The organism is Holophagales bacterium (genome assembly GCA_016699405.1).
Taxonomy (GTDB): domain Bacteria; phylum Acidobacteriota; class Thermoanaerobaculia; order Multivoradales; family JAGPDF01; genus JAAYLR01.
This window is the reverse complement of the sequence record CP064972.1, coordinates 4,600,399-4,625,418: the sequence shown is the minus strand read 5'-3', so window position 1 is coordinate 4,625,418 and position 25,020 is coordinate 4,600,399. Positions and strand designations below refer to the sequence as shown.

The 25,020-nt window shown below is 68.3% G+C and carries 26 protein-coding genes; 21 read left to right on the top strand and 5 right to left on the bottom strand.

Going from position 1 to position 25,020, the window contains the following annotated elements; genetic code table 11:
- Nucleotides 1-14: 14 nt before the first annotated feature.
- From rpmD to rplQ, 12 genes are all read left to right on the top strand, one after another.
- On the top strand, nt 15-212 hold the full coding sequence (gene rpmD, locus IPJ17_19125) for a 50S ribosomal protein L30 (GenBank protein QQR73568.1): 198 nt from the start codon (nt 15-17) through the stop codon (nt 210-212).
- On the top strand, nt 209-646 hold the full coding sequence (gene rplO / locus IPJ17_19120) for a 50S ribosomal protein L15 (GenBank protein ID QQR73567.1): 438 nt from the start codon (nt 209-211) through the stop codon (nt 644-646). The genes rpmD and rplO overlap by 4 nt, the downstream gene beginning before the upstream one ends.
- Nucleotides 643-2,028, top strand: a complete 1,386-nt coding sequence (gene secY / locus IPJ17_19115) for a preprotein translocase subunit SecY (GenBank protein QQR73566.1) — start codon at nt 643-645, stop codon at nt 2,026-2,028. The genes rplO and secY overlap by 4 nt, the downstream gene beginning before the upstream one ends.
- A complete protein-coding gene (locus IPJ17_19110) occupies nt 2,012-2,602 on the top strand; it encodes an adenylate kinase (GenBank protein ID QQR73565.1) in 591 nt (196 codons plus the stop codon). Before secY ends, IPJ17_19110 begins: the two co-directional genes overlap by 17 nt.
- Nucleotides 2,599-3,354: a type I methionyl aminopeptidase gene (gene map / locus IPJ17_19105; GenBank protein ID QQR73564.1), complete on the top strand. Its 756-nt coding sequence runs from the start codon at nt 2,599-2,601 to the stop codon at nt 3,352-3,354. The genes IPJ17_19110 and map overlap by 4 nt, the downstream gene beginning before the upstream one ends.
- 26 nt (nt 3,355-3,380) lie before the next feature.
- The gene (infA, locus tag IPJ17_19100) at nt 3,381-3,599 is read left to right on the top strand and encodes a translation initiation factor IF-1 (protein ID QQR73563.1); all 219 of its coding nucleotides are present in this window, start codon (nt 3,381-3,383) and stop codon (nt 3,597-3,599) included.
- Nucleotides 3,600-3,618: 19 nt separating this feature from the next.
- A complete protein-coding gene (gene rpmJ / locus IPJ17_19095) occupies nt 3,619-3,732 on the top strand; it encodes a 50S ribosomal protein L36 (protein QQR73562.1) in 114 nt (37 codons plus the stop codon).
- A 10-nt stretch (nt 3,733-3,742) separates the two neighbouring features.
- A complete protein-coding gene (rpsM, locus tag IPJ17_19090; GenBank protein ID QQR73561.1) occupies nt 3,743-4,126 on the top strand; it encodes a 30S ribosomal protein S13 in 384 nt (127 codons plus the stop codon).
- Nucleotides 4,127-4,140: 14 nt separating this feature from the next.
- Complete coding sequence (gene rpsK / locus IPJ17_19085) at nt 4,141-4,557, top strand: 30S ribosomal protein S11 (GenBank protein QQR73560.1); 417 nt, start codon at nt 4,141-4,143, stop codon at nt 4,555-4,557.
- 154 nt (nt 4,558-4,711) lie between these two features.
- A complete protein-coding gene (rpsD, locus tag IPJ17_19080) occupies nt 4,712-5,344 on the top strand; it encodes a 30S ribosomal protein S4 (GenBank protein QQR73559.1) in 633 nt (210 codons plus the stop codon).
- 34 nt (nt 5,345-5,378) lie between these two features.
- On the top strand, nt 5,379-6,335 hold the full coding sequence (locus IPJ17_19075) for a DNA-directed RNA polymerase subunit alpha (GenBank protein QQR73558.1): 957 nt from the start codon (nt 5,379-5,381) through the stop codon (nt 6,333-6,335).
- Between the two features lie 24 nt (nt 6,336-6,359).
- Nucleotides 6,360-6,929, top strand: a complete 570-nt coding sequence (gene rplQ / locus IPJ17_19070; GenBank protein QQR73557.1) for a 50S ribosomal protein L17 — start codon at nt 6,360-6,362, stop codon at nt 6,927-6,929.
- Between the two features lie 168 nt (nt 6,930-7,097).
- On the opposite strand, the gene efp is transcribed toward rplQ, so the two are convergent.
- Together efp and IPJ17_19060 are read right to left on the bottom strand one after the other, a co-directional pair.
- Nucleotides 7,098-7,655, bottom strand: a complete 558-nt coding sequence (gene efp / locus IPJ17_19065) for an elongation factor P (GenBank protein ID QQR73556.1) — start codon at nt 7,653-7,655, stop codon at nt 7,098-7,100.
- Nucleotides 7,656-7,686: 31 nt separating this feature from the next.
- Entirely contained in the window at nt 7,687-9,951 is a 2,265-nt protein-coding gene (locus tag IPJ17_19060) for an elongation factor G (protein QQR73555.1), read from the bottom strand.
- Between IPJ17_19060 and IPJ17_19055 the strand changes: the two genes are divergently transcribed.
- The 3 genes from IPJ17_19055 to IPJ17_19045 all read left to right on the top strand — a co-directional run bounded on the left by IPJ17_19055 (nt 9,950) and on the right by IPJ17_19045 (nt 14,014).
- Nucleotides 9,950-11,770 (top strand): serine/threonine protein kinase, encoded by a 1,821-nt coding sequence (locus IPJ17_19055; protein ID QQR73554.1) that lies wholly within the window; start codon nt 9,950-9,952, stop codon nt 11,768-11,770. The two genes, IPJ17_19060 and IPJ17_19055, sit on opposite strands and share 2 nt — an antisense overlap.
- Before the next feature lie 111 nt (nt 11,771-11,881).
- Nucleotides 11,882-12,502 carry a transcriptional repressor LexA gene (gene lexA, locus IPJ17_19050; protein ID QQR73553.1) on the top strand — a complete coding sequence of 207 codons (621 nt, stop codon included), beginning with the start codon at nt 11,882-11,884 and terminating at the stop codon, nt 12,500-12,502.
- Nucleotides 12,503-12,568: 66 nt separating this feature from the next.
- The gene (locus IPJ17_19045; protein ID QQR73552.1) at nt 12,569-14,014 is read left to right on the top strand and encodes a PilT/PilU family type 4a pilus ATPase; all 1,446 of its coding nucleotides are present in this window, start codon (nt 12,569-12,571) and stop codon (nt 14,012-14,014) included.
- A 17-nt stretch (nt 14,015-14,031) separates the two neighbouring features.
- Here IPJ17_19045 and IPJ17_19040 read toward each other — a convergent pair whose 3' ends face one another.
- Nucleotides 14,032-15,348, bottom strand: coding sequence for a hypothetical protein (locus tag IPJ17_19040; GenBank protein ID QQR73551.1), 1,317 nt, complete (start codon nt 15,346-15,348; stop codon nt 14,032-14,034).
- A gap of 224 nt (nt 15,349-15,572) precedes the next feature.
- Between IPJ17_19040 and IPJ17_19035 the strand changes: the two genes are divergently transcribed.
- Nucleotides 15,573-17,507, top strand: a complete 1,935-nt coding sequence (locus IPJ17_19035) for an N-acetylmuramoyl-L-alanine amidase (protein ID QQR73550.1) — start codon at nt 15,573-15,575, stop codon at nt 17,505-17,507.
- Nucleotides 17,508-17,540: 33 nt separating this feature from the next.
- Here the strand turns inward: IPJ17_19035 and IPJ17_19030 are convergent, their stop codons facing one another.
- Entirely contained in the window at nt 17,541-19,619 is a 2,079-nt protein-coding gene (locus IPJ17_19030; protein ID QQR73549.1) for a GreA/GreB family elongation factor, read from the bottom strand.
- Nucleotides 19,620-19,664: 45 nt separating this feature from the next.
- Between IPJ17_19030 and IPJ17_19025 the strand changes: the two genes are divergently transcribed.
- From IPJ17_19025 to IPJ17_19005, 5 genes are all read left to right on the top strand, one after another.
- Complete coding sequence (locus IPJ17_19025; protein ID QQR73548.1) at nt 19,665-20,432, top strand: hypothetical protein; 768 nt, start codon at nt 19,665-19,667, stop codon at nt 20,430-20,432.
- Between the two features lie 70 nt (nt 20,433-20,502).
- Nucleotides 20,503-21,438 carry a helix-turn-helix domain-containing protein gene (locus IPJ17_19020; protein QQR73547.1) on the top strand — a complete coding sequence of 312 codons (936 nt, stop codon included), beginning with the start codon at nt 20,503-20,505 and terminating at the stop codon, nt 21,436-21,438.
- 65 nt (nt 21,439-21,503) lie between these two features.
- Complete coding sequence (locus IPJ17_19015) at nt 21,504-22,454, top strand: hypothetical protein (GenBank protein QQR73546.1); 951 nt, start codon at nt 21,504-21,506, stop codon at nt 22,452-22,454.
- A gap of 9 nt (nt 22,455-22,463) precedes the next feature.
- A complete protein-coding gene (locus IPJ17_19010) occupies nt 22,464-23,111 on the top strand; it encodes a DnaJ domain-containing protein (protein ID QQR73545.1) in 648 nt (215 codons plus the stop codon).
- Nucleotides 23,111-23,887: a Stp1/IreP family PP2C-type Ser/Thr phosphatase gene (locus tag IPJ17_19005; protein ID QQR73544.1), complete on the top strand. Its 777-nt coding sequence runs from the start codon at nt 23,111-23,113 to the stop codon at nt 23,885-23,887. Before IPJ17_19010 ends, IPJ17_19005 begins: the two co-directional genes overlap by 1 nt.
- Before the next feature lie 27 nt (nt 23,888-23,914).
- Here IPJ17_19005 and IPJ17_19000 read toward each other — a convergent pair whose 3' ends face one another.
- A complete protein-coding gene (locus tag IPJ17_19000; GenBank protein QQR73543.1) occupies nt 23,915-25,006 on the bottom strand; it encodes a VWA domain-containing protein in 1,092 nt (363 codons plus the stop codon).
- Between the last annotated feature and the right edge of the window lie 14 nt (nt 25,007-25,020).

Below are 25,020 nucleotides of genomic sequence, written 5' to 3'. Positions count from 1 at the left end.
CGGGAGAACTTGCGATGGCGACCGCCAAGCCGATGATTCGAATCCGCCAAGTCCGTAGCTCGATCGGGCGGCCCGAGCCGCAGCGCGATGCCCTGCGGGGACTCGGACTCCGCCGTATCCGTCACGAAGTTCTGCGGGCCGATTCGCCGACGGTCCGTGGCCTGATTGCTCAGATCCCTCATCTCGTCGAGGTGGTCGAGGAGACCCGATGAACCTTCACGACCTTTCTCCCGCGCCGGGCTCGACCAAGCCGAAGCGTCGCGTCGGCCGCGGCATCGGCTCGGGAAACCCGAAGACCGCCGGTCGCGGTCACAAGGGCGGGCAGTCGCGCGCCGGCTACACGCTGCGTCCCGGATTCGAGGGCGGACAGATGCCGCTCGTTCGGCGCATGCCGAAGCGCGGATTCAACAACGTCTTTCGCGTCGAGTACAGCGTGGTGAACGTCGAGGCGCTGGCTGACTTCGTCGGCGAGGTGACGCCGGACATGCTGCTGGCCAAGGGCCTCGTGCACCGCGGTCAGCCGGTCAAGGTCCTCGGACAGGGCGAGATCACCAAGGCCCTGCGCGTGCAGGCGCACAAGTTCTCGGCCACGGCGAAGGCCAAGATCGAGGCCGCTGGCGGCAGCTGCGAGGAGTTGTCCTCGTGATCGAGAGTCTGCGCAACATCTTCGCGATTCCGGATCTCCGGAAGCGGCTCCTGTTCACCTTCGGGCTGCTCGCGGTCTATCGCGTCGGTTGCCACATTCCGACTCCGGGTATCGATTCCCAGGCCCTCATCGAGTTCATGAAGGAGGCCGAGAACACCTTTCTCGGCTTCGTCAACACGTTCACCGGTGGCAGCCTGAAGCGGGTTGCGGTCTTCGCCATGGGCATCATGCCCTACATCACGGCGTCGATCGTCCTCCAGCTACTCACCGTCGTCTGGCCCTATCTCGAGAAGCTCTCCAAGGAAGGCGAGATGGGCCGCAAGAAGATCACCCAGTACACCCGCTACGGCACGGTGGTGATCTCGATCGTCCAGTCGACGGGCATTGCCTTGTGGCTCGAGAACCTGCGCACCCCGGGCGGTGCCATGCTGGTGCCCAATCCCGGCTGGGGGTTCCGCTTGATGACGGTGCTGACCCTCACCACGGGATGCGCCTTCATCATGTGGCTCGGCGAGCAGATCAGCGAGCGCGGCGTCGGCAACGGCATTTCGTTGATCATCTTCGCCGGCATCGTGGTGGGTCTGCCCCACGCGGTCGCCGACACCCTCGGGAAGATGCGTGCGGGCGAGCTCTCGATCATCAAGATCCTCCTGCTCGCCGTCTTCATGGTGGCGGTCGTGGCGTTCATCGTCTTCATGGAGCGGGCGCAACGGCGGATTCCGGTGCAGTACGCCAAGCGGATGGTCGGGCGCAAGATCTATGGCGGCCAGAGCACCTACCTGCCGCTGCGGGTCAATACGGGCGGCGTGATCCCGGTCATCTTCGCGAGCTCCGTGATCACGGTTCCCAGCACGTTCGCCCAGATGTTCAAGAACGCGGAATGGCTGCAGAAGCTGGCCGACCAACTGCAGTGGGGCCAGCCGGCCTACTACCTGCTGTCGATCACCGGAATCATCTTCTTCAGCTATTTCTACGTGTCGATCATCTTCAATCCGGCCGACCTTGCCGAGAACATGCGCAAGTACGGGAGCTTCATTCCCGGAATCCGGTCGGGAAAGCGGACGGCCGAGTACATCGACCGCATCCTGACCCGGATCACTCTCGTCGGAGCGCTCTATCTCGCCGCGGTCTCGGTGCTGCCGGAGTTCCTGCTGAGCGGCGTCAAGCTGCAGAACCTCCCCTGGATCGGACCTTCGCTCGATGCGCTGATGCCACGTTGGATCACCGAGGGAATGGGCATCGGGTTCTTCTTCGGTGGCACGTCGTTGCTGATCGTCGTGGGTGTCGCGATGGACACCCTGCAGCAGATCGAGAGCCAGCTGGTGATGCGGAACTACGAGGGATTCCTCAAGCGCGGACGAATCCGTGGACGACGAGGCTGAGAGGGAAGTTCGCTCATCGAGAAGGGTGGTGCTGCTCGGCGCCCCCGGATGCGGGAAGGGCACGCAGGCGTGTTTTCTCGCCGGCGAAATGAGGGTGCCGGCGATCTCGACCGGCGAGATGCTGCGAAGTGCAGTCGACGAGGGCAGCGAGCTGGGCCGGCAAGTGGCCGGCGTGATGGCGGCCGGCGGCCTGGTGAATGACGAGTTGATGGCTGACGTGGTGCGAGACCGGTTGTCGCGCCCGGATGCCGCGGCGGGCTTCGTGCTCGACGGCTATCCGCGCACGGCAGGTCAGTGCGAGACCCTGGAGGCAATTCTGTCGGAGCTGGGCGTGCGGGTCGATGGCGCGGTGCTGCTCGAAGTCCCGGAAGGTGTCCTGGTCGAACGGGCACTGGGGCGCGGTCGCGCCGACGATCGCGAGGAAGTGATCCGCGAGCGGCTGCGGGTCTACGGCGAGAAGACCGCCCCGGTGATCGATTTCTACCGCGATCGCGGACTCCTGGCGGTGGTGAACGGGAATGTCCCGGTGGCCGACGTCACGGCAGCGGTGCTCGCGGTCCTCGGGGAGCATTGATGGTCCTCAAGACCAAGGGCGAGATCGACCTCATGGACGAGGCGAACCGGGTCGTCCACGATGTCCTGGACGGCATCGCCGGCTTCCTGGCGCCGGGCGTGACGCCGCGCGAGCTCGATCGCTTCGCCGAGTCGTTGATCCGGAGAGCAGGCGGCGTTCCGGCCTTCCTCAACTACCGCGGATATCCGGCGACCCTCTGCACGTCGGTCAACGACGTCATCATCCACGGAATCCCGAATGACGTCCCCTTGCGAGAGGGCGACATCGTCGGGGTAGACTGCGGGGTCGTCTTCAAGGGATACTATGGGGATGCGGCGCGGACATACGCCGTCGGGAAGGTGGATCCCGCTGCAGAAAACCTCCTGACGGTCACCCGCCACGCCCTGGATCTCGCGATCGAGCAGGTTTGGCCCGGTCGACGGCTCTCCGATATCGGCCATGCGGTGCAACGCCATGTCGAAGAGCATGGCTACTCCGTGGTCAGGGAGTTCGTCGGCCATGGGATCGGGACTTCTTTGCACGAAGACCCGCAGATCCCGAACTACGGTGCCCCCGGGCGGGGACCGCGACTCAAGCCCGGCCTGGTCTTGGCCATCGAGCCGATGGTCAACGCCGGGCGCCCGGAGGTCACGATGGACGCGGATGGTTGGACCGCGCGGACGCGCGACGGGTCCCTGTCCGCTCATTTCGAGTACTCAGTTGCCGTCACCGATGACGGGCCACGGGTACTCGGGCGTCAGGTGGCAGCATGAAGCGTCGAAGGCAGCAAGAAGAAGTCGTGTCGAAGGAAGAGGCGATCGAGGTCGAGGCCACGGTGGTCGAGCCGCTCCCGAATGCGATGTTCCGGGTGCAGCTCGAGAACAAGCACCAGGTGCTCGCCCACATCTCCGGCAAGATGCGGAAGCACTTCATTCGCATCCTTCCGGGTGATCGGGTGACCGTCGAGCTCTCGCCGTACGACCTCACCCGTGGCCGGATCACGTACCGGCTGAAGTGACCAGGAAGAAGGTGCGTCGATGAAGGTTCGATCGTCCGTAAGGCGGATTTGTCCCAAGTGCAAGGTCGTCCGCCGCGCCGGGGTGGTTCGCGTGATCTGCGACAACCCGAAGCACAAGCAGCGACAGGGATAGGGGCAAGGCCATGGCACGCATCGCAGGCGTCGACCTGCCGCAGAACAAGCAGGTCTGGATCGGTCTCACGTACATTCATGGGATCGGGCGTACGCGCTCGGTCCGCATCCTCGGGGCCGCCGGAGTAGAGCCCGTGACGAAGGTCAAGGAGCTCTCCGAGGACGAGGCCCAGCGGATCCGCAAGGTGATCCAGGAGGAGGGCCTGGTGGAGGGTGACCTGCGCAAGGAGGTCACCGGCAACATCAAGCGCCTCATGGAGATCGGCAGCTATCGGGGAGTACGCCACCGCCGCGGGTTGCCGGTTCGGGGCCAGCGGACGAACACCAACGCCCGCACCCGTAAGGGCCCGCGTCGTGCGACGGTGTCCACCAAGAAGAAGCTGACCAAGAAGTAAGGACGGATCCGAACATGGCTAAAGCTGCGGCGGCCGCGACCGCCAAGAAAGACAAGAAGGGCGCCAAGAAGAAGGAGCGTCGCCTGGTGCCGCACGGTGTGGCCCACATCCAGGCCTCCTTCAACAACACGATCATCACGATCGCGGATCCGGAAGGGGCCGTCGTCGCGTGGTCCTCGGCCGGTCGCATCGGCTTCAAGGGCTCGCGCAAGGGAACCCCGTTTGCCGCCCAGGTCGCCGCGCAGAGCGCCGGCAACCAGGTGCGCGACATCGGGATGCGGACGGTGGACGTCGAGGTCAAGGGGCCGGGAGCCGGGCGTGAATCGGCCATCCGGGCCCTCCAGTCCTCGGGCGTCGAGGTGAAGGCGATTCGCGACGTGACCCCGATTCCCCACAACGGCTGTCGGCCGCGCAAGCGGCGGCGGGTCTGATCGGGAGTCGTGATGTCGGGCGGCGTGAGCGCGCCGCCGGGATGTTCTCAGGACCTCGGCGAATCGACGGGTGTGCCGCCGCTCGCAGGGCGTCTTGCTTGAGTTGAAGTCCTCGTAGCATCGAGGACAAGGCGAACCCGAAGGGAGATACCTAGTGGCACGCTATACCGGTCCAGTCTGCCGGCTCTGTCGTCGCGAGAGGATGAAGCTCTTCCTCAAAGGCGACCGTTGCTTCAAGGAGAAGTGCGCGATCGAGCGGCGCGGCGAGAACCCGCCGGGCCAGCACGGTGCGCGACGTGGCCGCCGTATCGTCGGCTACGGACTGCAGCTGCGCGAGAAGCAGAAGGTCAAGCGGATCTACGGCGTTCTCGAGCGGCAGTTCCGTCTGTATTTCCAGGAGGCGGATCGTCAGAAGGGGATCACGGGCCATAACCTGCTGATCTCGCTCGAACGCCGCCTCGACAATGTCGTCTACAGCCTCGGCTTCGCCGCTTCCCGCGCCCAGGCGCGGCAGGTGGTGCGCCACGGGCATGTGCTGGTCGACGGCAAGAAGGTGTCGATCCCCTCGTTCCAGGTGCGGGCCGGCCAGAGCGTGGCGGTCAAGGAGCCGAGCCGGGCGAACTCGCAGATCCGGGTGAGCGTCGACACGGCGCGCGGGCGCGGGATTCCCAACTGGCTCGAGCTCGACGCCGAGAATTTCACGGGCAAGGTCGTCACGCTGCCGACTCGCGAGGACATCAAGATCCCCGTGCAGGAGCAGCTGATTGTCGAGCTCTACAGCCGTTAGCGCCGGGCTGTCCAGCGACAGGAGAGAAGCAGCCATGCTTTGGAAGGACTTCCAGCGCCCCAAGCGCGTCGAGATCGACGCCGACAGCCTTACGCCGACCTACGGTCGTTTTGTTGCCCAGCCGTTCGAGCGTGGATTCGCCACGACGGTGGGCAACGCGATGCGGCGGAGCCTGCTCTCCTCGATCGAGGGTGCGGCGATCACGTCGGTCCAGATCGAGGGCGTCAGCCACGAGTTCTCCTCGATTCCGGGTGTCGTCGAAGACGTCACCGATATCATCTTGAACCTCAAGCAGATTCCGGTCCGGCTCCACGGCGGAGAGGCCCGCATCCTCTCGTTGGACGTCGCCGGTCCGTCGGTGGCCTGCGGACGGGATCTCGTGGGCGACGCGCAGATCGAGATCTGCGAGCCCGACCTCCCCATCGCGACCCTGAGCGAAGAGGGACGGCTGAAGATCCAGGCCAAGGTCCAGCTCGGCCGCGGGTACGTGTCGGCCGAGAAGAACCAGGACGACACGATGGGAATCGGTTGGGTTCCCGTGGACTCTGCCCATTCGCCGGTTCGTCGCGTGAACTACCGGGTCGAGGCGGCACGCCTGGGTCGGATGACCGACTACGAGAAGCTCATTCTCGAGGTCTGGACGAACGGGACCATCACCCCCGAGCGTGCGGTTTCGTTGGCCGCGACCCTGCTCGCCGATCATCTCGACATCTTCCGTGCGGCGGAGGAGGGAGAGGTCGCGACCGGTGGCGGATCGGATCAGGAGGTCCTCGGCGTCCTGCTCGACCGCAGCATCGACGACTTCGACCTCTCGGTGCGCTCGACGAATTGCCTCAAGAACGCCAACATTCACACGCTGCGGGATCTCGTCTCGCGCAGCGAGAAGGAGATGCTCGAGACGAAGGGTCTCGGCGCCAAGTCCCTCGAGGAGCTGCAGGCACTGCTCGAGCGCTTCGGACTCTCCTTCGGCATGCAGCAGCCGGCCAGCTAGGCCCGAAGGGCGGAGGAAGGACCCATGCGCCACAACGCATCCGGACGCAAGCTCGGTCGGACGACATCCCACCGGCTGGCGCTATTCCGCAACCAGCTCGCCTCGCTCATGGCGGCCGAGCGCATCGTGACCACTCTTCCGAAGGCCAAGGAGCTTCGTCCCCTGGCCGAACGGTTGGTAACCCAGGGCAAGCGCGGCACCGTGCACGCCCGCCGCATGGTCGGTCGCTGGATTCCCAACCGCGAGCTGATCAAGAAGGTCTTCGATCAGATCGCCCCGCGCTTCCAGGAGCGTCCGGGCGGATACCTGCGGATCGTCAAGCTCGGCTCGCGACAGGGTGATGGCGCGGAGCTGGCGGTGCTCGAGTTCGTCGACTTCGAGTTGAAGAAGGCGGCGAAGGCGCCGGCGAGCGGGGAGAAGGCCGACAAGGGCAAGAAGACCGAGAAGGCTGCCGAGGCCGCCGCGACCGAAGAGAAGCCGAAGCGCGCTCCGCGCAAGAAGGCGGAGGCGGCACCGCGAGCCAAGGCCGACGCCAAGTCGAAGGCCCTGCCGGTGAAGAAGACGGCGACCGCGAAGAAGATCGGCGGCTCCTGATCGCGCGAGACGAGCGGCCCTCGGCCGCTCATGACGTTGAACCGTTGCGGCGTCCGGGCTCCCGGGCGCCGCTTTCGCGTTCAGCGGTCCTCTCGCGAAGATCGTCCGAAACGAAAACACCCCCGGGCGTTCGGCCCGGGGGTGTCGGTCCTTCGGACTGGGAACGCGTCAAACGCGACGCAGGTACTTGTTCTCGCGCGTGTCGATTTCGATCTTCGTGCCGCTCTCGATGAAGGGCGGGATCTGGACGACCAGCCCCGTCTCCATCTTCGCCGGCTTGTAGGAGGAGGAGGCCGTCGCTCCCTTCATGCCGGGCTCCGTCTCGACCACCTCGAGGACGACGGTATTGGGCAGCTCGAGGCCGACCGGCGTCCCCTCGTGGAAGTCGACCTTGAGCACCGTGTTGGGGAGCATATAGAGCAGCGAGTCGCCGAGAACCTCGTCGGAAAGCGACACCTGCTCGTAGGTCTCCTGGCTCATGAAGTGATGACCATCGCCGTCCGAGTAGAGGTACTCCATCGGCACCGTGTCGAGCATGGCGCGCTCAACGCCCTCGGTCGAGCTGAACCGGTGTTCGAAGCTGTTGCCGGTCCGCAGGTTCCGCATCCGCACCTGGACGAAGGCGCGCAGGTTGCCGGGAGTGCGATGGGTGACGGTCATCAGGCGGCAGAGATCCCCTTCGTGCAGGATGCACATCCCGGGGCGGAGTGAGCTGGCCTGGATCAAGCGAATTCCTCCTTCGACAGGCGAGTCAGGATCATGCCTCCTGCTCTTCCTTGGCGTTCTTCTTGGCGTCGGCGATGATCTTGTCCTGCACGTGCCGGGGGGCCTCCTCGTAGTGCGAGAAGGCCATGTGGAAGCTCGAACGGCCCTGTGTCATCGCGCGCAGCGCCGCGGCGTAGTTGAGCATCTCCGACATCGGGACGAGCGCCTTGACCACCTGCTGGTTGTTGCGGGCGTCCATTCCCTGCGGCCGGCCGCGACGCTGGGAGAGATCGCTCATGATGTCGCCCATGAACTCCTCGGTGGTCGTGACCTCGACCTCCATGATCGGCTCGAGGATCGTCGGGCTCGCCTTGGCCATGGCGTCCTTGTAGGCGAGCGACCCGGCGATCTTGAACGCCAGCTCGGAGGAGTCGACGTCGTGGTACTGCCCGTCGAGGAGTCGGACGCGGAAGTCTCCCATCGGGTAGCCGGCGAGGAACCCGCGGACACGCGCCTCCTGGATACCCTTCTCGACCGCCGGCCGGTAGTTCTGCGGGATCGCGCCGCCGAAGATCTCGTCGACGTACTCGAAGTCCTTGCCGCGCTCGATCGGCTCGATCTTGATCTTGCAGTCGGCGAACTGGCCGCGACCGCCGGTCTGCTTCTTGTGCCGTCCATGGCCCTCGGCGGGCCGGAGGATGGTCTCGCGGTACGGCACCCGCGGCGGGTGGAGGATCACTTCGACGTTCGAGCGCCGCTTCAGCCGCGCCACGGCGATCTCCACGTGCAGCTGCCCGGTGCCGGAGAGGAGGAACTCGCCAGTCTGCGGATCCCGGCCGACGTGCAGGCTCGGGTCCTCCTCGATCAGTCGGCCGAGCGCGTCGCCGATCTTCTCCTCGTCGCCCTTGGCCTTCGGCTCGATGGCGAACGACATCGCCGCTTCGGTCGGCGGCGGCCAGGCGAGGCGTACCGGGCGCTCCTTGCCCACCAGCGTGTCGCCGGTGCGGGTGGAACGGAGCTTCGGGATCGCTCCGATGTCGCCGGCCACCAGCGTCGGGGTCGCGGAACCCTGCTTGCCCTGAAGGAGGAGAAGACCGTTGATCTTCTCGGCCTCCTCGCTGCGAGCGTTGAAGAGGGAAGCCTCGCCCCCGAGCGTGCCGGCGGCAACGCGGACCACCGAGATCTTGCCGGTGAAGGGATCGTTGAGGGTCTTGAAGATCAGCGCCGCGGTCGGGGCCGCCGGGTCGCAATCGATCGCGATCGACGAGCCGTCGCGCTGCGTGCCGGGGAACGGCCGGTCGGCCGGTGAGGGCAGCAGGTCGACGGCCAGGTCGAGCAGTGCCGAGGCGCCGATGCCATGGCCGTGGGCCGACAACGCCACCGGAAAGAGCGCCCGGCGGGCGATGGCGGTGCGCAGTCCGGTCCGCAACTCGTCACCGGAGAGCGTGCCCTCTTCGAAGAACTTCTCGAGCAGGGCCTCGTCGGCCTCAGCGACCGCTTCGATGAGGCGACCGCGCCACAGGGCGACCTCCTCGGCCATCTCGGGAGGGACCGGGCCGCTCGTGCCCTTGCCGTTGCCGTCGCGCTCGAAGCGGATCGCCTTCTCCTCGACGAGGTCGATCACCCCGGAGAAGGAATGCTCGCTGCCGATCGGCAGTTGAATCGGGATCACCTGTCGCCCGAGGCTCTTCTGCAGCGAGGCGAGGGCGCGCTCGAGGTCGGCGCGCTCGCGGTCCATCTTCGTCAGCTGCACGACGACCGGCAGCTCGTATTCGGCGGCGATCTCCCAGGCCTTCTCGGTGTTGACCTCGACGCCGGAGACCGCATTGACGCAGAGCACGGCGGCGTCGGCGGCTCGCAGGCCGGCACGCATCTCGGAAGCGAAGATGCCGTATCCGGGGGTGTCGATCACGTTGATCTTGTGCCCGCGCCAGGGCGCGAAGCAGACACCGATCCCCAGAGAAATTCCGCGGGCGACCTCCTCGGCGTCGAAGTCTGTGACGGCGTTGCCGTCCTCGACTCGCCCGAGTCGGTTCACGACCCCCGAAGCGAAAAGCAGCGAGCTTGCCAGGGTCGTCTTGCCGGTATCGTTGTGTCCGGCCAGGGCCAGATTGCGGATCTTCTGGGGGCTGTCGACATGCATGGAAGGGCTCTCCTCTCGGAGCGAAAGGTCCAGCGGCGGGCGTCGAAGTCTAGCATAGGGATGCTGGTGAAACCGCCCGCAGTCGAGGCCCGTCGAGGCCCGTGAACCGGGTCGTTGGGCGTCTTCGTGCCCCTTGCTACAATGACGCCCCGGTCTCTGGATTCTGACGCCCATGCCCCCCCTCTCCCTCTCCAAGCTCGGTCGCTACGAGATCGTCGAAGAGCTCGGCAAAGGGGCGATGGGCGTGGTCTATCTGGCCAAGGATCCGCTCATCGGCCGCCTGGTGGCGCTCAAGACCTTCCGCGTGGGTTTCTCCGCTCAGGACGAAGAGCTGCAGCAGTTCCGCAGCCGGTTCGTGCGCGAGGCGCAGAGCGCCGGAATCCTCTCCCACCCCAATATCGTGACCATCCACGACGTGGTCGACGAGGCCGATTCGGGCGTCTGCTTCATCGCCATGGAGTACGTCCGTGGCTCGAATCTGAAGACGATCCTCCAGCAGCCCGAACCGCTGCCGTTCGAGTTCGTGGTGAGCATCATTTCGCAGGTCGGCGACGCGCTCGATTTCGCGCACTCGCGGGGGGTGATCCACCGCGACGTTAAGCCGGCCAACATCCTCATCACCGCCGACAACAAGGTCAAGATCACCGACTTCGGAATCGCGCGGCTGGGCAGCTCGAATCTCACCATGGAAGGTCAGCTGCTCGGGACGCCGAACTACATGGCTCCGGAGCAGATCCAGGGCAAGGAGGTCGATCACCGGGCGGACATCTTCTCCCTCGGCGTGGTGCTCTACGAGATGCTCACCCGCCGCAAGCCGTTCCAGGGAGAGAACCTGACGGTGGTGACCCACCGGATCGTCCACGAGCCGTTCGCCTCGCCGGACGAGCACATCGGCTCGCTGCCTCCCGGGATCAAGGCGGTCATCGCGCGGGCCCTGGAGAAGGACCCCGCCAAGCGCTACGGCAGCGCATCGCAGCTGGCCGCCGATCTGCAGAAGTTGCTCCAGCGCCCAGTGCCGGCGGCCCCGGAGCTGGACGACACCTCGGCGACCCAGGAGGTCCCGCGCGTCAGCGCGCCGGCTCCGCCGCCGGCCAAGTCGCGCCGCACGCTGCTGATCGCCGGCGGCGCCGCGGCCCTGCTCCTCCTTCTCGCTGGCGGTCTCTGGCTCGCGCGTTCTCCGGGGCCGCCGCCTCCGCCACCGACGCCGACCCGCGACGCGGTTTCCGAAGAGATCGGCAACCGCCTGGCCGAAGGGCGCGAGCTCCTGTCGCAGGGCGATACGAACGGCGCGCTCGCGCGGGTCGTGGCGGCGGAGCACCTGCGTCCCGACGACCCGCGAGTCGGTGCGCTGCGCCGTGAGATCGAACAGACGGTGCGCGACCGACAGAATGCCGCCACCGTGGCGACGCGCGTGGCCAGTGGACTGATGGCCGCGCGCGAGGCGCTGGACCGCCGGCGCTACGACGAGGCGAAGGTCTCCGCCCAGGGCGTCCTCGAGCTCGTGCCGGGACAGCCCGAGGCTCTCGACATCGTCCGGCGAGCAGAAGAGGCGATCGCGCGCCAACGCGATCGGCCGCGCAACCTGCCGACTGCCGTCGCGGTCGGCACCTCGTCGCCGACGGCGGTGCCTGTGGCCTCGTCGGTGCCCCCGACGGCGACGGTCGTCGTCTCTCGCGAAGGGACGTTGGCGGTCGATTTCCACACCGAGGTGTCCGAGGGTGTCCTGACGATCTATGCCGACGACCGGCAGATCGTCCGTGAGCCGTTCCGCTTCTCGAAGAAGTCGGGCCTCTTCCGGGTCGAGAAACAGTCCGGCGGCTTCCAGCGCGAACGGACGCTCGCTTCCGGCGCCTACACCTTCCGGATCTACGTGGCGCTCGAAGGCCGTCCCACGAAGGCGGTGACGGTCGACGGGGAGCTTTCCGGAGGCAGCCGGCGGACCTTGGTCGTCCGCATCGGCGCGCAAGGCGAGGCCACCGCGCGTCTCGACTGAGCGGCACCCGGTCGCTCCAGGGTCGCGCTCCGATCCTCAACCCGCAGCTCCTCTTCGCCGAGTGCCACGTCCTCGGTTGACTTACGCCCCACTTCCGCCTAGTCTTCGGCCGTGGCGCGATTCCTCACCCCGAAGCAGAAGGCCATCCTCGAGTTCATCGCCGAGTTCCAGGCCGACCGTGGCGTCGCGCCGACCCATCGCGAGATTTGCGAGCGGTTCGGGTTCAACTCCTATGGCACGGCCTACAAGCACCTTCGGTTGCTGGCCGACAAGGGCTACCTGCGCCGCGAGTCCCACCAGCGGCGTGGCATGGAGTTGCTCCCGCCCAAGGACGGTGAGGGTTCGTCCTCCTCGTCGGCCGTGCCGTTCCTGGGGCGGATCGCCGCCGGCCAGCCGATCGAGGCGATCGCCGAGGCCGAGACGCTCTCGGTGCCGCAGTGGCTGCTGGGGAGCCGTCCGCGAGGTCACTACGTGCTGCGGGTGACCGGCAACTCGATGATCGGCGAAGGGATCCACGACGGGGACTGGGTCGTAGTCGAGCGACGCGAACAGGCCCAGCCGGGAGAGACCGTCGTCGCGCTGGTGGGAGAAGAGGTCACGCTCAAGCGGTTCTACCCCGAGGGTGACCAGATTCGGCTCCAGCCGGCGAACCCGACCATGACAGCCATCCGTGTCCCGGCGAGCTCCGTCCAGGTTCAGGGTGTCGTCGTCGGCCTGATGCGCCGTTTCTGAGCAGAACAGCGGGCACCGTGGAGGATTCCCTGCGCGACTGCCCCAGGTATCGCTAGAATCGACGCGATGGCCTCCGCCGAGCTCGATCAACTCCTTCGACAGATGACGGAGAGCGGGGCTTCGGACCTTCACCTGAAGCCGACGCGCCCGCCGCTGATCCGCGTCCACGGCCGCCTCCTGCCTCTGGGCGAGGTGCCCCTCAAGCCCGAGGACATCGGGGCGATGGTCGGCTCGATCCTGCAGCCCCACCAGAAGCGCAAGCTCGAGGAGCGGATGTCGGTCGACCTCGGCTACGGCGTCCACGGCCTGGCGCGGTTCCGCGGCAACATCTACATGCAGCGCGGGACCCTGGCCGCCTGCTTCCGCCGCATCCCGTATCAGATCAAGACGCTCGAGGATCTCGACCTGCCGCCGGTGCTGCTCGAATTCTGCGAGCTGCCGATGGGCCTGATCCTGGTCACCGGTCCGACGGGCAGCGGCAAGTCGACGACGCTCGCTGCGCTCGTCAAGTACATCACCAACCGCCGGCCGGTCCACGTCGTCACGATCGAGGACCCGATGGAGTTCCTCTTCACCGACGGCGTCGCGTCGATCTCGCAGCGCGAGGTCGGCACCGACACGCCGGCCTTCGCCGAAGCGCTGCGCAACGTGATGCGTCAGGATCCCGACGTCATCATGGTCGGCGAGATGCGCGACCCGGAGACGGTCTCGACGGTGATCACGGCCGCCGAGACCGGTCACCTGGTCTTCTCGACCCTGCACACCAATAGCGCGACGCAGACGGTCGACCGCATCCTCGATACCTTCCCGGTCGACCAGCAGAACCAGGTTCGCCTCCAGCTCGCCCAGGTGCTCAAGGGCGTCGTCTCGATGCAGCTTGTCGAGCGGCTCGACGGCACCGGGTTGATCGCCTCGCTCGAAGTGCTGAAGTCCTCGCCGAAGATCTCCAAGATGATCGAGAAGGGCGAGACCAGCCAGCTGCTCGAAGAGGTCGAGTCCTCGGTGGCCTACTATCGGATGCAGTCGATGAACCAGTCGCTGCTCTCGCTGCTCGTGCACGGGACGATCTCGTACGCCGAGGCGATGCGGCAGTCGCACGATCCGGAGGACCTGTCCCTCAAGCTCCGGAGGATGTTCCCCAAGATCGAAGAACGCGGAGGAGAGATGAGCCCGTCGACCGCCGACTTCTCCGAGATCCTCATGCTCCAGCAGTATCGGAAGCTCTACGAGGAGCAGGAAGAAAAGATCAAGATCCGCCTCGCCGAGAAGGACGAACGCCTCGGCGAGCTCGAGGCGACGATCGCCGCGCGTGACCAGATGGTGAAGGACTTCGAGCGGCGCCTGCAGGAGGCCTCGCACGAGAGCGAGCGGCTGCGTGGCGACTACAACCGGCTGCGCCAAGAGGCGCAGGAGAAGATCGACAAGCTGATGGATCGCATCCGGGAGCTCAACCAGCGCCTGATCGGCGGCGGCGGCGAGGCGACCGACAAGAAGTCCGGCATCTTCCGCTGAGCCGACGGCGGCGCGGCTCACTCGTCCGCGTTGTCCGCTCGGTGCTCTCCGACGGTTCGCACCGTCGCATTCCCTCCCGCCATCCGTCCCTGTTCGCGCAGCCAGGCGAGTGCTTCCTCGCGCGAGCCGACCGTCCCGTCGATCTGCGCCGATCGGAGCTCGCCGACGAGTGCGCCGAGGGCGGGTCCGTCGGCGAGGCCGGCGAGCGAGGCGAGCTCCTGGCCGCGCAGGAGCGGGCGAGGCGAGCGGACCTCGTCGCCGACGGCTCGGTCGACCCGGATCAGCGTGCGAACGGCCTCGAGCTCGATCGAGCCACTCGCCAGCCGCAGTGCGAGACCGGCCTGCCAGAGCGGGCCGGCGGCGTGAAGAAAGCGCCGGGCGGAGCGTTCGTCGCCATCGAGGGCGGGGAGCGCGAGCAGCCGCGTGGCTTGGCGTGCATTGCCGCGAGTCAGGCGGCCGGCGGCGGCGAGTTGCTCGAGAAAGCGTTCGGCATCGCGGCCGGCCGCCGCTCGGGCGAGGCCGGCGAGGCGCGCCTGCCGGCGCTCCTCGTGCCGGAGCGTCAGACCGAGCGTCTGCAGCGTCGCCATCGCCCCATCGAGCGCGGCCACGGCGAGCGCGCCGGCTGCGGCGCGACCGGCCCCGGCGAAGAGCGCCCATCCGCCGCCGACGGCTTCGAGCGTTTCGAGAGCGAGCGGGGCGTACGGTGCGTCGAGGAGCCGTTCGAGCTCGTCGCGCAGGCGCTCGGCGGCGACTGCCGTCAGGCCGACGGCGGCGGCACGAGCCAGAGCGAGCGTCGCGTTCTCGACGGCGAAGCCGGCCAGCTCGCCGCGCAGGCGGCAGAGGCGGAGCACGCGCAGCGGGTCGGCCTGGAACGCCTCGGGAGTCGTCGCGCGCAGTCTCCGAGCGCGCAGATCGTCGAGGCCGCCGAGCGGATCGACGAGCTCGAGCGGACCGCTCGCCGGGAGCGCCATCGCGTCGAGGGTCAGGTCGCGCCGGGCCAGGTCGGTTGCGAGGGCCGCCCCTTCGCGATCCCAGAGATCGATCCAGCGGTCGCCGAGCACCAGCCGGAAGGAGGAGAAGCGCTGCCCGCCGAGGTGGACGAAACGGGCCGCGAGTCGGCTGGCGAGCGCGCGGGCGAGCCGCTCTCCGCCAGCGGAGACGACGAGATCGAGGTCGTGCGGATCGCGGCCGAGCAGGGCGTCGCGGACCGCACCTCCGACGAGATGGACGTCGACGCCTTCCGCGAGAGCCAGAAACCGATCGGCGTCGAGCCGGGCGCGCAGCGAGGCGAGCGCGACGATCTCGTCGGTGTGGAGCGCGGCGTCGGTCGACATGACTCGGTGTGGCGTGGCCGCGGTCGAGCGGCTAGTATCCTCCCGGACCCTAGCATCGTGGCCGATTCCTGCGCACACCCCCGTCGCCCTCGGATTCGCCGGGCCGAGACGCCGTGGAACCGGGATCCGGCGGTCGACACCCCCGGCGTCGCGCCGCGGAGGGCGCTCGCGGGGTTCGCCGCGCGGCGGGCGGATCGTGCCCGGTCCGGCTGGATGCGCCGGGCATGAGGCCGGCTTTCGATCGCCAGTGGCCTGCCTTCGCTCGGCTCCTTCGCGTGGCGGTTGCCGCGCTGATTTGCCTCGTCGCTGCGGCGACGACACCGAGCCTGGCCGCGACGACCCGGGCCCCGCTCGAGCCCGGTCTCGTCGCCGTGCTCTCCGACGCCGGTGACCTCTACTTGCAGGCCCTTCCGGAGCGCGGCGAGGCTCGCCAGCACTTCACGCGGCGGCTCTCGGATTCGCCGACCGCGTGGGAGGAGATCGCCCGGGCCAATCGCGGGGCGTCCCGGCTGCTCGCCGGCGTGCGGTACCTCGTGCCTTTCCGCGTGCTGCGCGGCGAGCTCCAATTGCGCGTGGTGCGCGAGCTCTTTCCGCACGACCGGGCAGAGGCTTCCGGGTGGAGACACGTCGTCGCGCGCCTCGGCAAGGGGCGAGCGCCGAAGCTCGAGAAGATCGCCGAGTGGTTCACCGGCGACGCCGATCATGCGCGCAAGCTGCGCGAGGTCAACCACCTGGACAGGCGCGAGCCGCGAGCCGGCAGCGAGCTCGTCGTTCCCGCCGAGCTGCTGAGCGCGCCGTTCCGCGGCCTGCTTCCCGAGGCGAAGGTGGCAGGTGCTCCGCGCGCTCCGGAGGCGCCGGCGACCGCGGCAGCGAACCCGGCGACTCCGGTGGCCACGGCGTCGCCGGTGGCGTCATCCGGCGCCGTGGCGACACCGGCGTCCCCGGAGTCGACCTGGCCGGCACCCGTCGAGGGCGGACCGCTGCTCGAATACGGTCAGGACGAGAAGGGCGCCTACGCCGTCTACCGGCTGCGCGCGAAGGAGGCGCTCTACTCGGCCGTGGTCGTTCGCTTCACCGGGCAGTTACAGGCCGAGGACGTCATCGCCCTGGCCGGCGAGATCGCCCAGAGGAGCGGCATCGCCGACGTCACCGACATCCCCATCGGCTACCCGGTGAAGATCCCGCGCGAGCTGCTGCTGCCGGAGTATCTGCCGTCCGACGACCCGGAACGCAAGCGCTACGAGGCCGACCTCACCGAGACCGCGCGGTACCGCAACCAGGTCACCGCGAAGGTGCTCGAAGGGATCACGGTCATCCTCGACGCCGGTCACGGTGGCGCCGACGTCGGCGCCTCGATGGACGGGACGTGGGAGAGCCTGTACGTCTACGACATCGTCCTGCGGATCAAGGCGCTGCTCGAGAAGCGGACCCTGGCAAAGGTCTACGCCACGACGAGCGACGGCGAGGGGGACGCGCCGCCGGACGTCGACATCCTGCCCGCGCGACGCTCCCACCGCGTGCTGACGACCCCGCCGTACCGCATCGAGGATTCGGTGGTCGGCGTCCATCTGCGCTGGTATCTCGCCAACAACCTCTATCGCAAGGCGGTGGCGGCGAGCGGGGGAGCGGGCGATCTCAAGTCCGAGGAACGCGTCGTCTTCCTCTCGGTTCACGCGGATTCGCTGCACCCCTCGCTGCGTGGGGCGACGGTCTACATTCCCGCGGCGGAGCGAACCGGTGGCAGTTTCCAGAAGGGCGGTCCGGTGTTCAGCAGCCGCCTCGAGGTGCGCGATCAACCGGCCGTCGAGTTCTCGCGCCGCGATCGTGTACGCAGCGAAGGACTTTCGCGCCAGGTGGGCGGCCGGCTGGTCGACGCGTTTCGCGCTGCGAACCTCGCGGTCCACCCCTACAAGCCGGTGCGCGATCGGATCATCCGCAACCGCCGGGCCTGGGTTCCCGCCGTGCTGCGCTACAACGCGATCCCGGCGAAGGTTCTGCTCGAGGTGTGCAATCTCGCCAACAGCGAGGACCGGCGGCTTCTGAGGACCCGCGCCTTCCGCCAGCAGGTGGCCGAATCGGTCGCCTCGGCGCTCCTCGCCTACTACGGCGAGACCCAGGCAGCGCTGGCGCCGGCGGCGGATCCGCGACCGGGGAGCTGAGCTGGCGCGTTCCCGCCGGGCGGTGGGAGCCGATCAGCGGAACGCCGCGATCGCGGCGATCTTGTAGAGCGTCTCGCCGACCTGGACCTCTTCGCCGATGCGACGCCCGAGGATCCCCTTGGCCAGCTCCGACTCATAGGAGATCACGCCGTCTTCAGGCCGGCTCTCCCAGGGGCCGAGGATGGTCAACTGCCGCGAAGCGCCCGCCGGGCCCTCGAGCGCGATGCGCGTGCCGATCCGGACCTCGCCGGTGTCGATCGTCTTCGCGTCGATCGGACGGGCGCGGGCGAGGTCGCGGTGCAGGCCGGCCACGCGGGCATTGAGGTATTCGTGGCGCTCGCGGGCCGACTTGTACTCGAAGTTCTCTCGCAGGTCGCCCATCGCCCGCGCCTCTTCGATCGCCTTGCGGTTGGCCGGGATCTCGGACTGGACGAGGCGACGCAGCTCCTCGCGCTTGCCCTCCAGCGACTCGGGGGTGGTGTAGAGCACGTCCGAACCGCTCTCGCGCAGCGCGGGAAAGCGCAGGTGGAGAGCGTTGGTCAGCGGTGAGCGCTGGTAGTCCTCGAGGCCGGGGGCGCGTTCGAGCAGCGAAGCCGCCTGCGCCGCCTGCTCTTCCGTCAAGTGACTCATCAGGCGCGGAACGGTGCCGCCCGAGTCGACCAGCGCGAGCAATCGCGTGCGGAAAGCCGAGAAGGTGTCGTCCTGCAACGCCGAGAGGATCTGCTGCAGGAGGCGCAGCGGATTGCGCTCGCGCAGCGAGACGTCGTCGATCGCCCGCTCGGCGAGCCAGACGAAGGCGCCGGGAGCGCGTCGCGGCATCGACTGTACTTCCTCGATCAGCTTGTCGCGCTCCGCCGGTGCGCCGGAGCGCAGCCCCTCGAAGAGCAGGTTGAGAACCCGCGAGTCCGATTCGCGCGTCGCGGCGTCGCGATACACGCCGACCCAGTCGTCGCGCCGCTCGCGGACCATGACGAGCGCCCGCTCCCGCAGCAGGCGGTCTTCGAGCGTCGACACGAGGCGGCGCGGGTCGATCGTCGGCGCGAGAAGGTCGTCGACCGACCAGCCGATGTCGGCCGGCAGGAGGCCGGCCCGTTCGAGGGCGAACCAGATCTCGAAGGCGAGCGCCGGTTCCGCGGCGCGGGACTCGGTGGCGATCGCGGCGAGATCTGCGGCCATGGCGCGAGCGAACTCCGGATCGCGGTCGCCGTGCCGGCGGAAGAACTCGATCTTCGCGCCGTCCTTGGCGGCCGCGAACGCGGCACGCACCGAGTCGAGCGCGTGATCCGAGGAGGCCGCCCAGTGATAGGACTGCCGTCCGCCGCCGCTCGCCACGACCTGCGGGTGCTTGCGCGCCGACGCCCACCACGAGGTCCAGCGTTTTTCGTCGACCAGGCTGGCGAGCGTCTCTTTGATCTCGCCGGCGGTCAGCGGCTTGCCGGCACTCTGCAGCAGGGCCCGCAGGAGCTGCGGCGGATCCGCCTCGCCGAGCGCGCGCAACTCGTCGGGAGCTTCGAGCTTGCGGCGCAGGAAGTGGTCGACCGGGAGCGGTCTGAGCAGGCGTGATGCCGCGCGGAAGCCGACGACCAGCCCCTTCTGCCGCTCCAGGTCGATCCGCAGGCTCTCGAGCGCCAGATTGACGTCGACGACCCGGCCGACGCCTTTGCCCTCCATCTCCACCACCGCTCCGACATCGAAGCCGAGCAGCATGTCGAGCCGGTCCACCTTCTCCCAGGTCTTGCTGGTCTCCTCGAGACCACGGTGCAGGCCGACCTTCTCGGCGAACGGTTCGAAGCTCGGTCGGCCGGCGTGGAGATGCCGGAGCGTCTCGAAGATCCGCCGGTGCAGGGCTTCGCCCGTCGCCACGATCCGTCCGACGTCGCGCAGCAGGGCGAGTCGCTGCGGCCAGAGCCGCTTTTCTTTGAGCTGGTCGTCGAGGATATCGAGCAGCTCGGCGGCGAGCTTCTCTTTTCCGGCTTCGGCGGTCGCTCGGGCGACCCTGCCGAAGCGAACGACGTCTGCGGGCGACTCGGCGACCGCTTCGACCCACTCGTCCTCGAGACGAGACCAGTCGGCAGCCAACAGGAGGAGAAGGAGGGGATCGGCATCGGACATGGGCGTCCGAGGATAGCAAATCGCCTCCCGGGCTAGAGTTTGGCCATGGAACCGGAGACGACCGGCGAGGATCTCGAGCGGATTCTGCGCGAAGCGGCCGGTGACGAGCTCGTCCGCACGGTGGAGGCTCATGCCTCCCGGATCGATGCGCGGCAGGCGCGACTGGTGCTGAAGAACCCCTACGTCAGCGGTCCGCTGATCGCTCTCCTCGCCGAGCAGCGACAGCTTGCCTCGGCCTATGACGTCCGCCGCGACGTGGTCCTGCATCCGCTGGCACCGCGGGTGCTGGCGCTCGACTGGATCGGCGGTCTCTTCTGGCCCGATCTCGTCCGCGCAGGTCGCGATCCACGGCTGCATCCGACGGTGCGGCGCGCTGCCGAGCTGCGGCTGATCGAGCGGCTCGTCGCCCTTTCGCTCGGCGAGAAGACCGCGATCGCGCGGAGCGCCAGCGCCGGCGTTCTCGCGAGCCTGCGCCACGATCCGAGCCCGCGGGTCGTCGCCGCGCTGCTGGAGAACCCCCTGCTCACCGAGCCCCTCCTGCTGCCGCTCCTGGCCAGCGAGAGCGCATCGCCGCGGGCGCTCGCCACGGTGGCGGCGAGTTCTCGCTGGTCGAGCCGCTATGCGATTCGGCTTGCCCTGGTGCGCAACCCCCGGACGCCGCTCGCCGCCTCGTTGCCTTTGGTTGCCGCGCTCAAGAAGCGGGACCTGGCGGCTCTCGCCACCGATCCTCGGCTGGACGGGGCTCTGCGGCAACGCGGACGTCTGCTCTCCGGAGTGGATGCCGGCCGTGCCCGGGAGGGTGCAAGTGGTTGACCGGTCGGCATCCTGCCGATAGATTGCGAGCGACGGCGCGTCGCTCACGAGATGGCGCACCCGAGCTCCGATGACCAAGCCGAAACTGCCGGAAGGACGAGGGAAGCTCAGGGAAGGACCGAACGGGGAAGAGGTCCCCTTCGGTACCTGGCTGCGACGGCAGCGCGAGGCGCGCGGTGTCAGCTTGCGGGAGATCGCCGACAGCACGCGGATCAGCCTGCGCTATCTCGAGGCGCTGGAAACGGACCGCTTCGACGCGCTCCCGGCTCCCGTCTTCGCCAAGGGGTTCCTGCGGGAGTACGCGCGTGTCGTCGGGCTGGATCCCGACGAGGTGGTCAACCTCTTCCTCGTCGCGGCCCGGTCCGGGCAGGCACCCGAGGACGAAGTCCCGCCGGCCGCCGCCCGCACCCGCCGCGTCGGCAACCCGTGGGGATACGGCCTCCTGCTCGGGCTCGCGATGGTGCTGCTGCTGGCGATCGCGGTGGCTCTCTCGTTCTGGGCCGAGCGCCGAAGCCGCGGGGCCGCGCCGGCGGTCGCTTCCGTGGTGCCGCCCCTGGCCGCCGACGAGGCCGTCGCCGCCGTGCCGCGCCATGACGAAGGAGCGCCGCGCCCGGTCGGCGCCGGCGGTTCCGGCGAGCCGGTCGAGCCCAGCCGGGCGGCCGCGCCGGGTCCGGTCTCGATGCCCAGCGGAGCGGCTCCGACGGCCGTGCCGACCGCCCCGGCGTCCTCGGCACCACTCGTCGTGACCCTGGCCTTCAGCGGCGACTGCTGGGTCGAGGCCTTGGTCGACGGACGTCGCCGCCCCGGTGAGCTCAAGATCTCCGGCGAGTCCCTGATGCTCGAAGGCTCGGAGTCGGTCACCCTCACCCTCGGCAACCGGGCCGGTGTCACGGTGACCGCCAATGGCCAGCCGATTGCCCTGCCGCCCTCGAGCAGCAACGTGGTGCGCGGGTTGCGCATCGAGCGCACGAACCTCTCGTCGCCCGCCGAGGCAGCGCCACGCTGAACGTTTTCGAGCTGGACGAGCCGCTCGTCCAGCAGGTACTCTCCGGCGCGAGCCCGGAGCTGGCGGTGCTCGCCGCCGACGGGCTCCTGCCGATTCCCGGCGACCAGCTTCTCGCACTCCAGCTCCACCTTGTCGACGGTGAGGATGCCTCGCTTGCCGAGAGGGCCCGGCAGAGCCTGCGGATGGCGTCGCCGCGGCTGGTGGTCGATTTCGTCGAGAACGCAGCCGGGCCGGCGGAACTGCGCTTCTTCGCCGTCCACCGAACGGATTCGGCGGTTCTGGAAGCCGTTCTCCGGCGTCGCGACGTGCCGCGCGACCTGCTCGTCGACCTGGCGGATCGGCTTCCGGCGGCGCTGCAGGAGATCCTCATCCTGCGGCAAGACGCGATCGTCGAAGCGCCGGAGATTCTCGACGCGCTGGAAACCAACCCGGTGCTGGTGGCGGATGTGCGCCGGCGCATCGGCGAGTACCGCCAGCACCTCGTGTCGGCGCGTGCCGCCGAGACCTCGTCCGCGGCCTTCGAAGAGGTCGAGCTCACCGCCGAGGATTTCGCGGCGATCGACGCCGTCCGCACGCTGCCGCCCGAGGGGGAGGTCGACGACCACTCCGGGCTGTCGGAGGGGCAGATCCGGGCGCTTCCGGTTCCGGTGCGCATCAAACTGGCGCGCCGTGCCTCGAAGACCCTGCGAGCGATCCTGATCCGCGACCTCAACCAGCAGGTGGCCGTGGCGGTGCTCAACGGCAACCCGCTGTCCGACGACGAGGTGGAGCAGATCGCCTCGAACCGCTCGGTTCTCGAGGAGGTTCTGGTCGAGATTGGCCGTCGCCGTCAGTGGGTGGCCAAGTACCGGATCGCCCTGGCGCTCGCCAAGAACCCGAAGACGCAACTCGCCGCGGCGGTGAAGCTGGTGTCGCGGCTGAGCGTTCGGGACCTCAAGCTGCTCGCCACGGATCGCAATGTGCAGGATCCGGTGCGCGCGACCGCCTCCCGGTTGTATAAGATCAAGTCCAGATAGGGACGAATCGTGCCCAAGGACTACTACCTGATCCTGGGCGTGCCTCGCAACGCGACGACGGAACAGATCCGTGACCGCTTCCGCGAGCTCGCGCGAACGAGGCATCCGGACCGCTTCCAGGGAGATGCTCGCGCGCGAGCGGAGAAAGAGTTCCAGGACCTCACCGAGGCATTCAACATCCTGGCCAACGCCGAGAAGCGGCGGCAGCACGATCAAGACTCGGTCCGTCCGGAAGCGAGCTCGCCGGCAGCCGACGCCCAGCGCCTCTCGCGATTCCACGTGCAGACGGGAGTCAAGCTCTACCGGGAGCGCAACTACGTGCAAGCGGCGGAGAGCTTCCAGCGGGCGACGGAAGCCGATCCAGCCAATCACCAGGCTTGGCACCACTTCGCCCAGGCCTGCAGCCACCATCGCCGCTACATGAATCAGGCGCTGCCGGCGATCGCCCGAGCCTGTGACCTTCAACCGATGAATCCTACGTATCTCAAGCTGGCTGGCCGGCTGCACGCCCAGGTCGGTCTGGTTGAGCGCGCAGATTGGTACTACAATCAAGCGATTACGTGGGGTGGTGAAGACGAGGCGGTGCGACAGGCCCTCGAGGATCTGAGGAAGTCCTCGAAAAAGGCGGGGTGGGGCCTTTTCGGAAAGGTTGGCTGATGCTGCGAGCCAAGGCGGTCGGGCTCTCCGACGTCGGAATGATGCGGAGCCACAACGAGGACTGCTTCGACATCGACCCGCAGTTGCAGATGTTCGTGGTCGCCGACGGCATGGGCGGTCACAGTCACGGCGAGATCGCGTCGCGAATCGCCGTCGAGGCCATCCGCGACTTCGTCCGGTCGACCGCCGATCAGGACAAGACCTGGCCCTTCGTCTACGACGCACGACTCCATCGCCATTCGAATCGGCTGAAAGCGGCGATCCGCATCGCCCACGATCGGGTGCTCCGCGCCATTCGCCAGGATGGGTCGCTCCACGGGATGGGGACGACCGTCGTCGGCATCCTGGTCGAAGACGGTGTCGCGGCGGTCGCGCACGTCGGCGACAGCCGCGCCTACCGGTTGCGCGGCGGGCGGCTCGAGCTCTTGACCCAGGACCACACCTGGGTCAACGAGCAGGTCGTCGCGGGCTACCTGTCGGAAGAGCAGGCACGCAGTCACCCGCTGAAGAACGTGGTCACGCGGGCCCTGGGCGGCGACACCGAGGTGGCGGTCGACGTCCGCGAATGGGAGGTGCAGCCTGGTGACCTCTTCCTGCTCTGCTCGGACGGACTGACCACCATGCTCGCCGACGGCGAGATCCTCGACCAGCTTTCGTCCGAGGCCGACCTCGACCTCGCCTGCCGGTCGCTGGTGCGCTCGGCCAACGCGCGGGGCGGGTTCGACAACGTCACGGTGCTTCTCGCCCGCGTGGTCGAGCCGGCCGACGAAGCCTGACCTGGCCTCGCCGGACGGCGAGCCGCCCTACTTTCCCGTCATCCGGAACCCCTGGCGCCCGGTGCAGCGCAGCTCGGGATTGCGACACCGCACCTTCGCTTCGACATAGCTGCCGGGAGCGGCGTCGTCCGGGGTCGGGACCGCCAGCAAGTAATAGCCGTTCGTCGCGGCGGCGATCTGTTCGAGCGGGGTGGTGAAGCTCACGAAGATGCGGTAGAGCGCCCCGCCGGTGTCGGAAGCGAGCTCGCTCACTCCGTCGAGGATCGCGAGCCCCGGTTCCGGTCCCGTATTGACGCCGTAGACCGCCACGTTGGCGGCGTTGAGCGTCTCCTGGGTCTTCGTGTAGTAGCGGGGGTCCTTCCGGTACTCGCCGAAGGCGCCGAGCTCGCCGATGCCGCGCGAGAAGAGGATGAGGTTCTTGCGTCCTCGCACGGGGGCGAGGGCGTCCGCCACGAGCTGCAGCGCATCGTAGATGCGCGGTGTGCGGTCACGCAGCGCATCGCCCGCCGGGAGGCGAGCGGCGAGCTCGGAGGCTCCGGGAGACCCGCTTGCTCGGCGCGAGGGCCAGTCGGCTGCCTTCGTGCGGCCGGTGACAGCGGCCAGCACGGCCTCGCGCAGCGCCACGCGATCGTCGGTCAGGTCGGCGTAGAGACGCAGCCGCGAGTCGAAGCCGACGACGGCCGCACGATCTCCCGGCAGGAGACCCGTCGCCACCCACTCCGCGGCGCGCCGGCCTGCTTCGAGCTGCTGACCGACGAAGGAGAAACGATCGGACTCGAGCTGCTTCTGATCGTGGAAGAAGAGGACGAAGATCCTGCCCTCGCTGGCCTCGCGGTCAGCGATTCCGGCGGCCTGCGCGGTGGCCGCGTCACCGAGGAACCGGCGGTTGCTGTAGAAGGTCGCAGCGATCGGCGCTGCTTCGCGGCCGGCGACCTCGACGCGGAAGTCGTCCGGGCCGAGGCCGAGCACCGTGCGGTCATCGCGCCCGGTGACCACCACGTCGAGCAGGGCCTCGGAGACCGAGACCTGCTCGGCGACCGTCGGCGGAACCGCTCCCGGCGTCGGGGAGACGGACGAGAGAGCGGCGAACAAGGCGAGCGTGGCGAGTGTCGAGACCATCGAGGACCTCCGGG

Excerpts from the sequence above, each read along its gene's own strand:
- rplO (QQR73567.1), top strand. The coding sequence starts at position 209 with ATGAACCTTCACGACCTTTCTCCCGCGCCGGGCTCGACCAAGCCGAAG.
- IPJ17_19025 (QQR73548.1), top strand. The coding sequence starts at position 19,665 with ATGGAACCGGAGACGACCGGCGAGGATCTCGAGCGGATTCTGCGCGAA.
- IPJ17_19075 (QQR73558.1), top strand. The coding sequence starts at position 5,379 with ATGCTTTGGAAGGACTTCCAGCGCCCCAAGCGCGTCGAGATCGACGCC.
- IPJ17_19045 (QQR73552.1), top strand. The coding sequence starts at position 12,569 with ATGGCCTCCGCCGAGCTCGATCAACTCCTTCGACAGATGACGGAGAGC.
- IPJ17_19055 (QQR73554.1), top strand. The coding sequence starts at position 9,950 with ATGCCCCCCCTCTCCCTCTCCAAGCTCGGTCGCTACGAGATCGTCGAA.
- rpmD (QQR73568.1), top strand. The coding sequence starts at position 15 with ATGGCGACCGCCAAGCCGATGATTCGAATCCGCCAAGTCCGTAGCTCG.
- IPJ17_19060 (QQR73555.1), bottom strand. The coding sequence starts at position 9,951 with ATGGGCGTCAGAATCCAGAGACCGGGGCGTCATTGTAGCAAGGGGCAC.
- rpsK (QQR73560.1), top strand. The coding sequence starts at position 4,141 with ATGGCTAAAGCTGCGGCGGCCGCGACCGCCAAGAAAGACAAGAAGGGC.
- IPJ17_19000 (QQR73543.1), bottom strand. The coding sequence starts at position 25,006 with ATGGTCTCGACACTCGCCACGCTCGCCTTGTTCGCCGCTCTCTCGTCC.
- IPJ17_19030 (QQR73549.1), bottom strand. The coding sequence starts at position 19,619 with ATGTCCGATGCCGATCCCCTCCTTCTCCTCCTGTTGGCTGCCGACTGG.
- rplQ (QQR73557.1), top strand. The coding sequence starts at position 6,360 with ATGCGCCACAACGCATCCGGACGCAAGCTCGGTCGGACGACATCCCAC.
- IPJ17_19035 (QQR73550.1), top strand. The coding sequence starts at position 15,573 with ATGAGGCCGGCTTTCGATCGCCAGTGGCCTGCCTTCGCTCGGCTCCTT.
- rpsM (QQR73561.1), top strand. The coding sequence starts at position 3,743 with ATGGCACGCATCGCAGGCGTCGACCTGCCGCAGAACAAGCAGGTCTGG.
- IPJ17_19005 (QQR73544.1), top strand. The coding sequence starts at position 23,111 with ATGCTGCGAGCCAAGGCGGTCGGGCTCTCCGACGTCGGAATGATGCGG.
- IPJ17_19040 (QQR73551.1), bottom strand. The coding sequence starts at position 15,348 with ATGTCGACCGACGCCGCGCTCCACACCGACGAGATCGTCGCGCTCGCC.
- rpmJ (QQR73562.1), top strand. The coding sequence starts at position 3,619 with ATGAAGGTTCGATCGTCCGTAAGGCGGATTTGTCCCAAGTGCAAGGTC.
- IPJ17_19020 (QQR73547.1), top strand. The coding sequence starts at position 20,503 with ATGACCAAGCCGAAACTGCCGGAAGGACGAGGGAAGCTCAGGGAAGGA.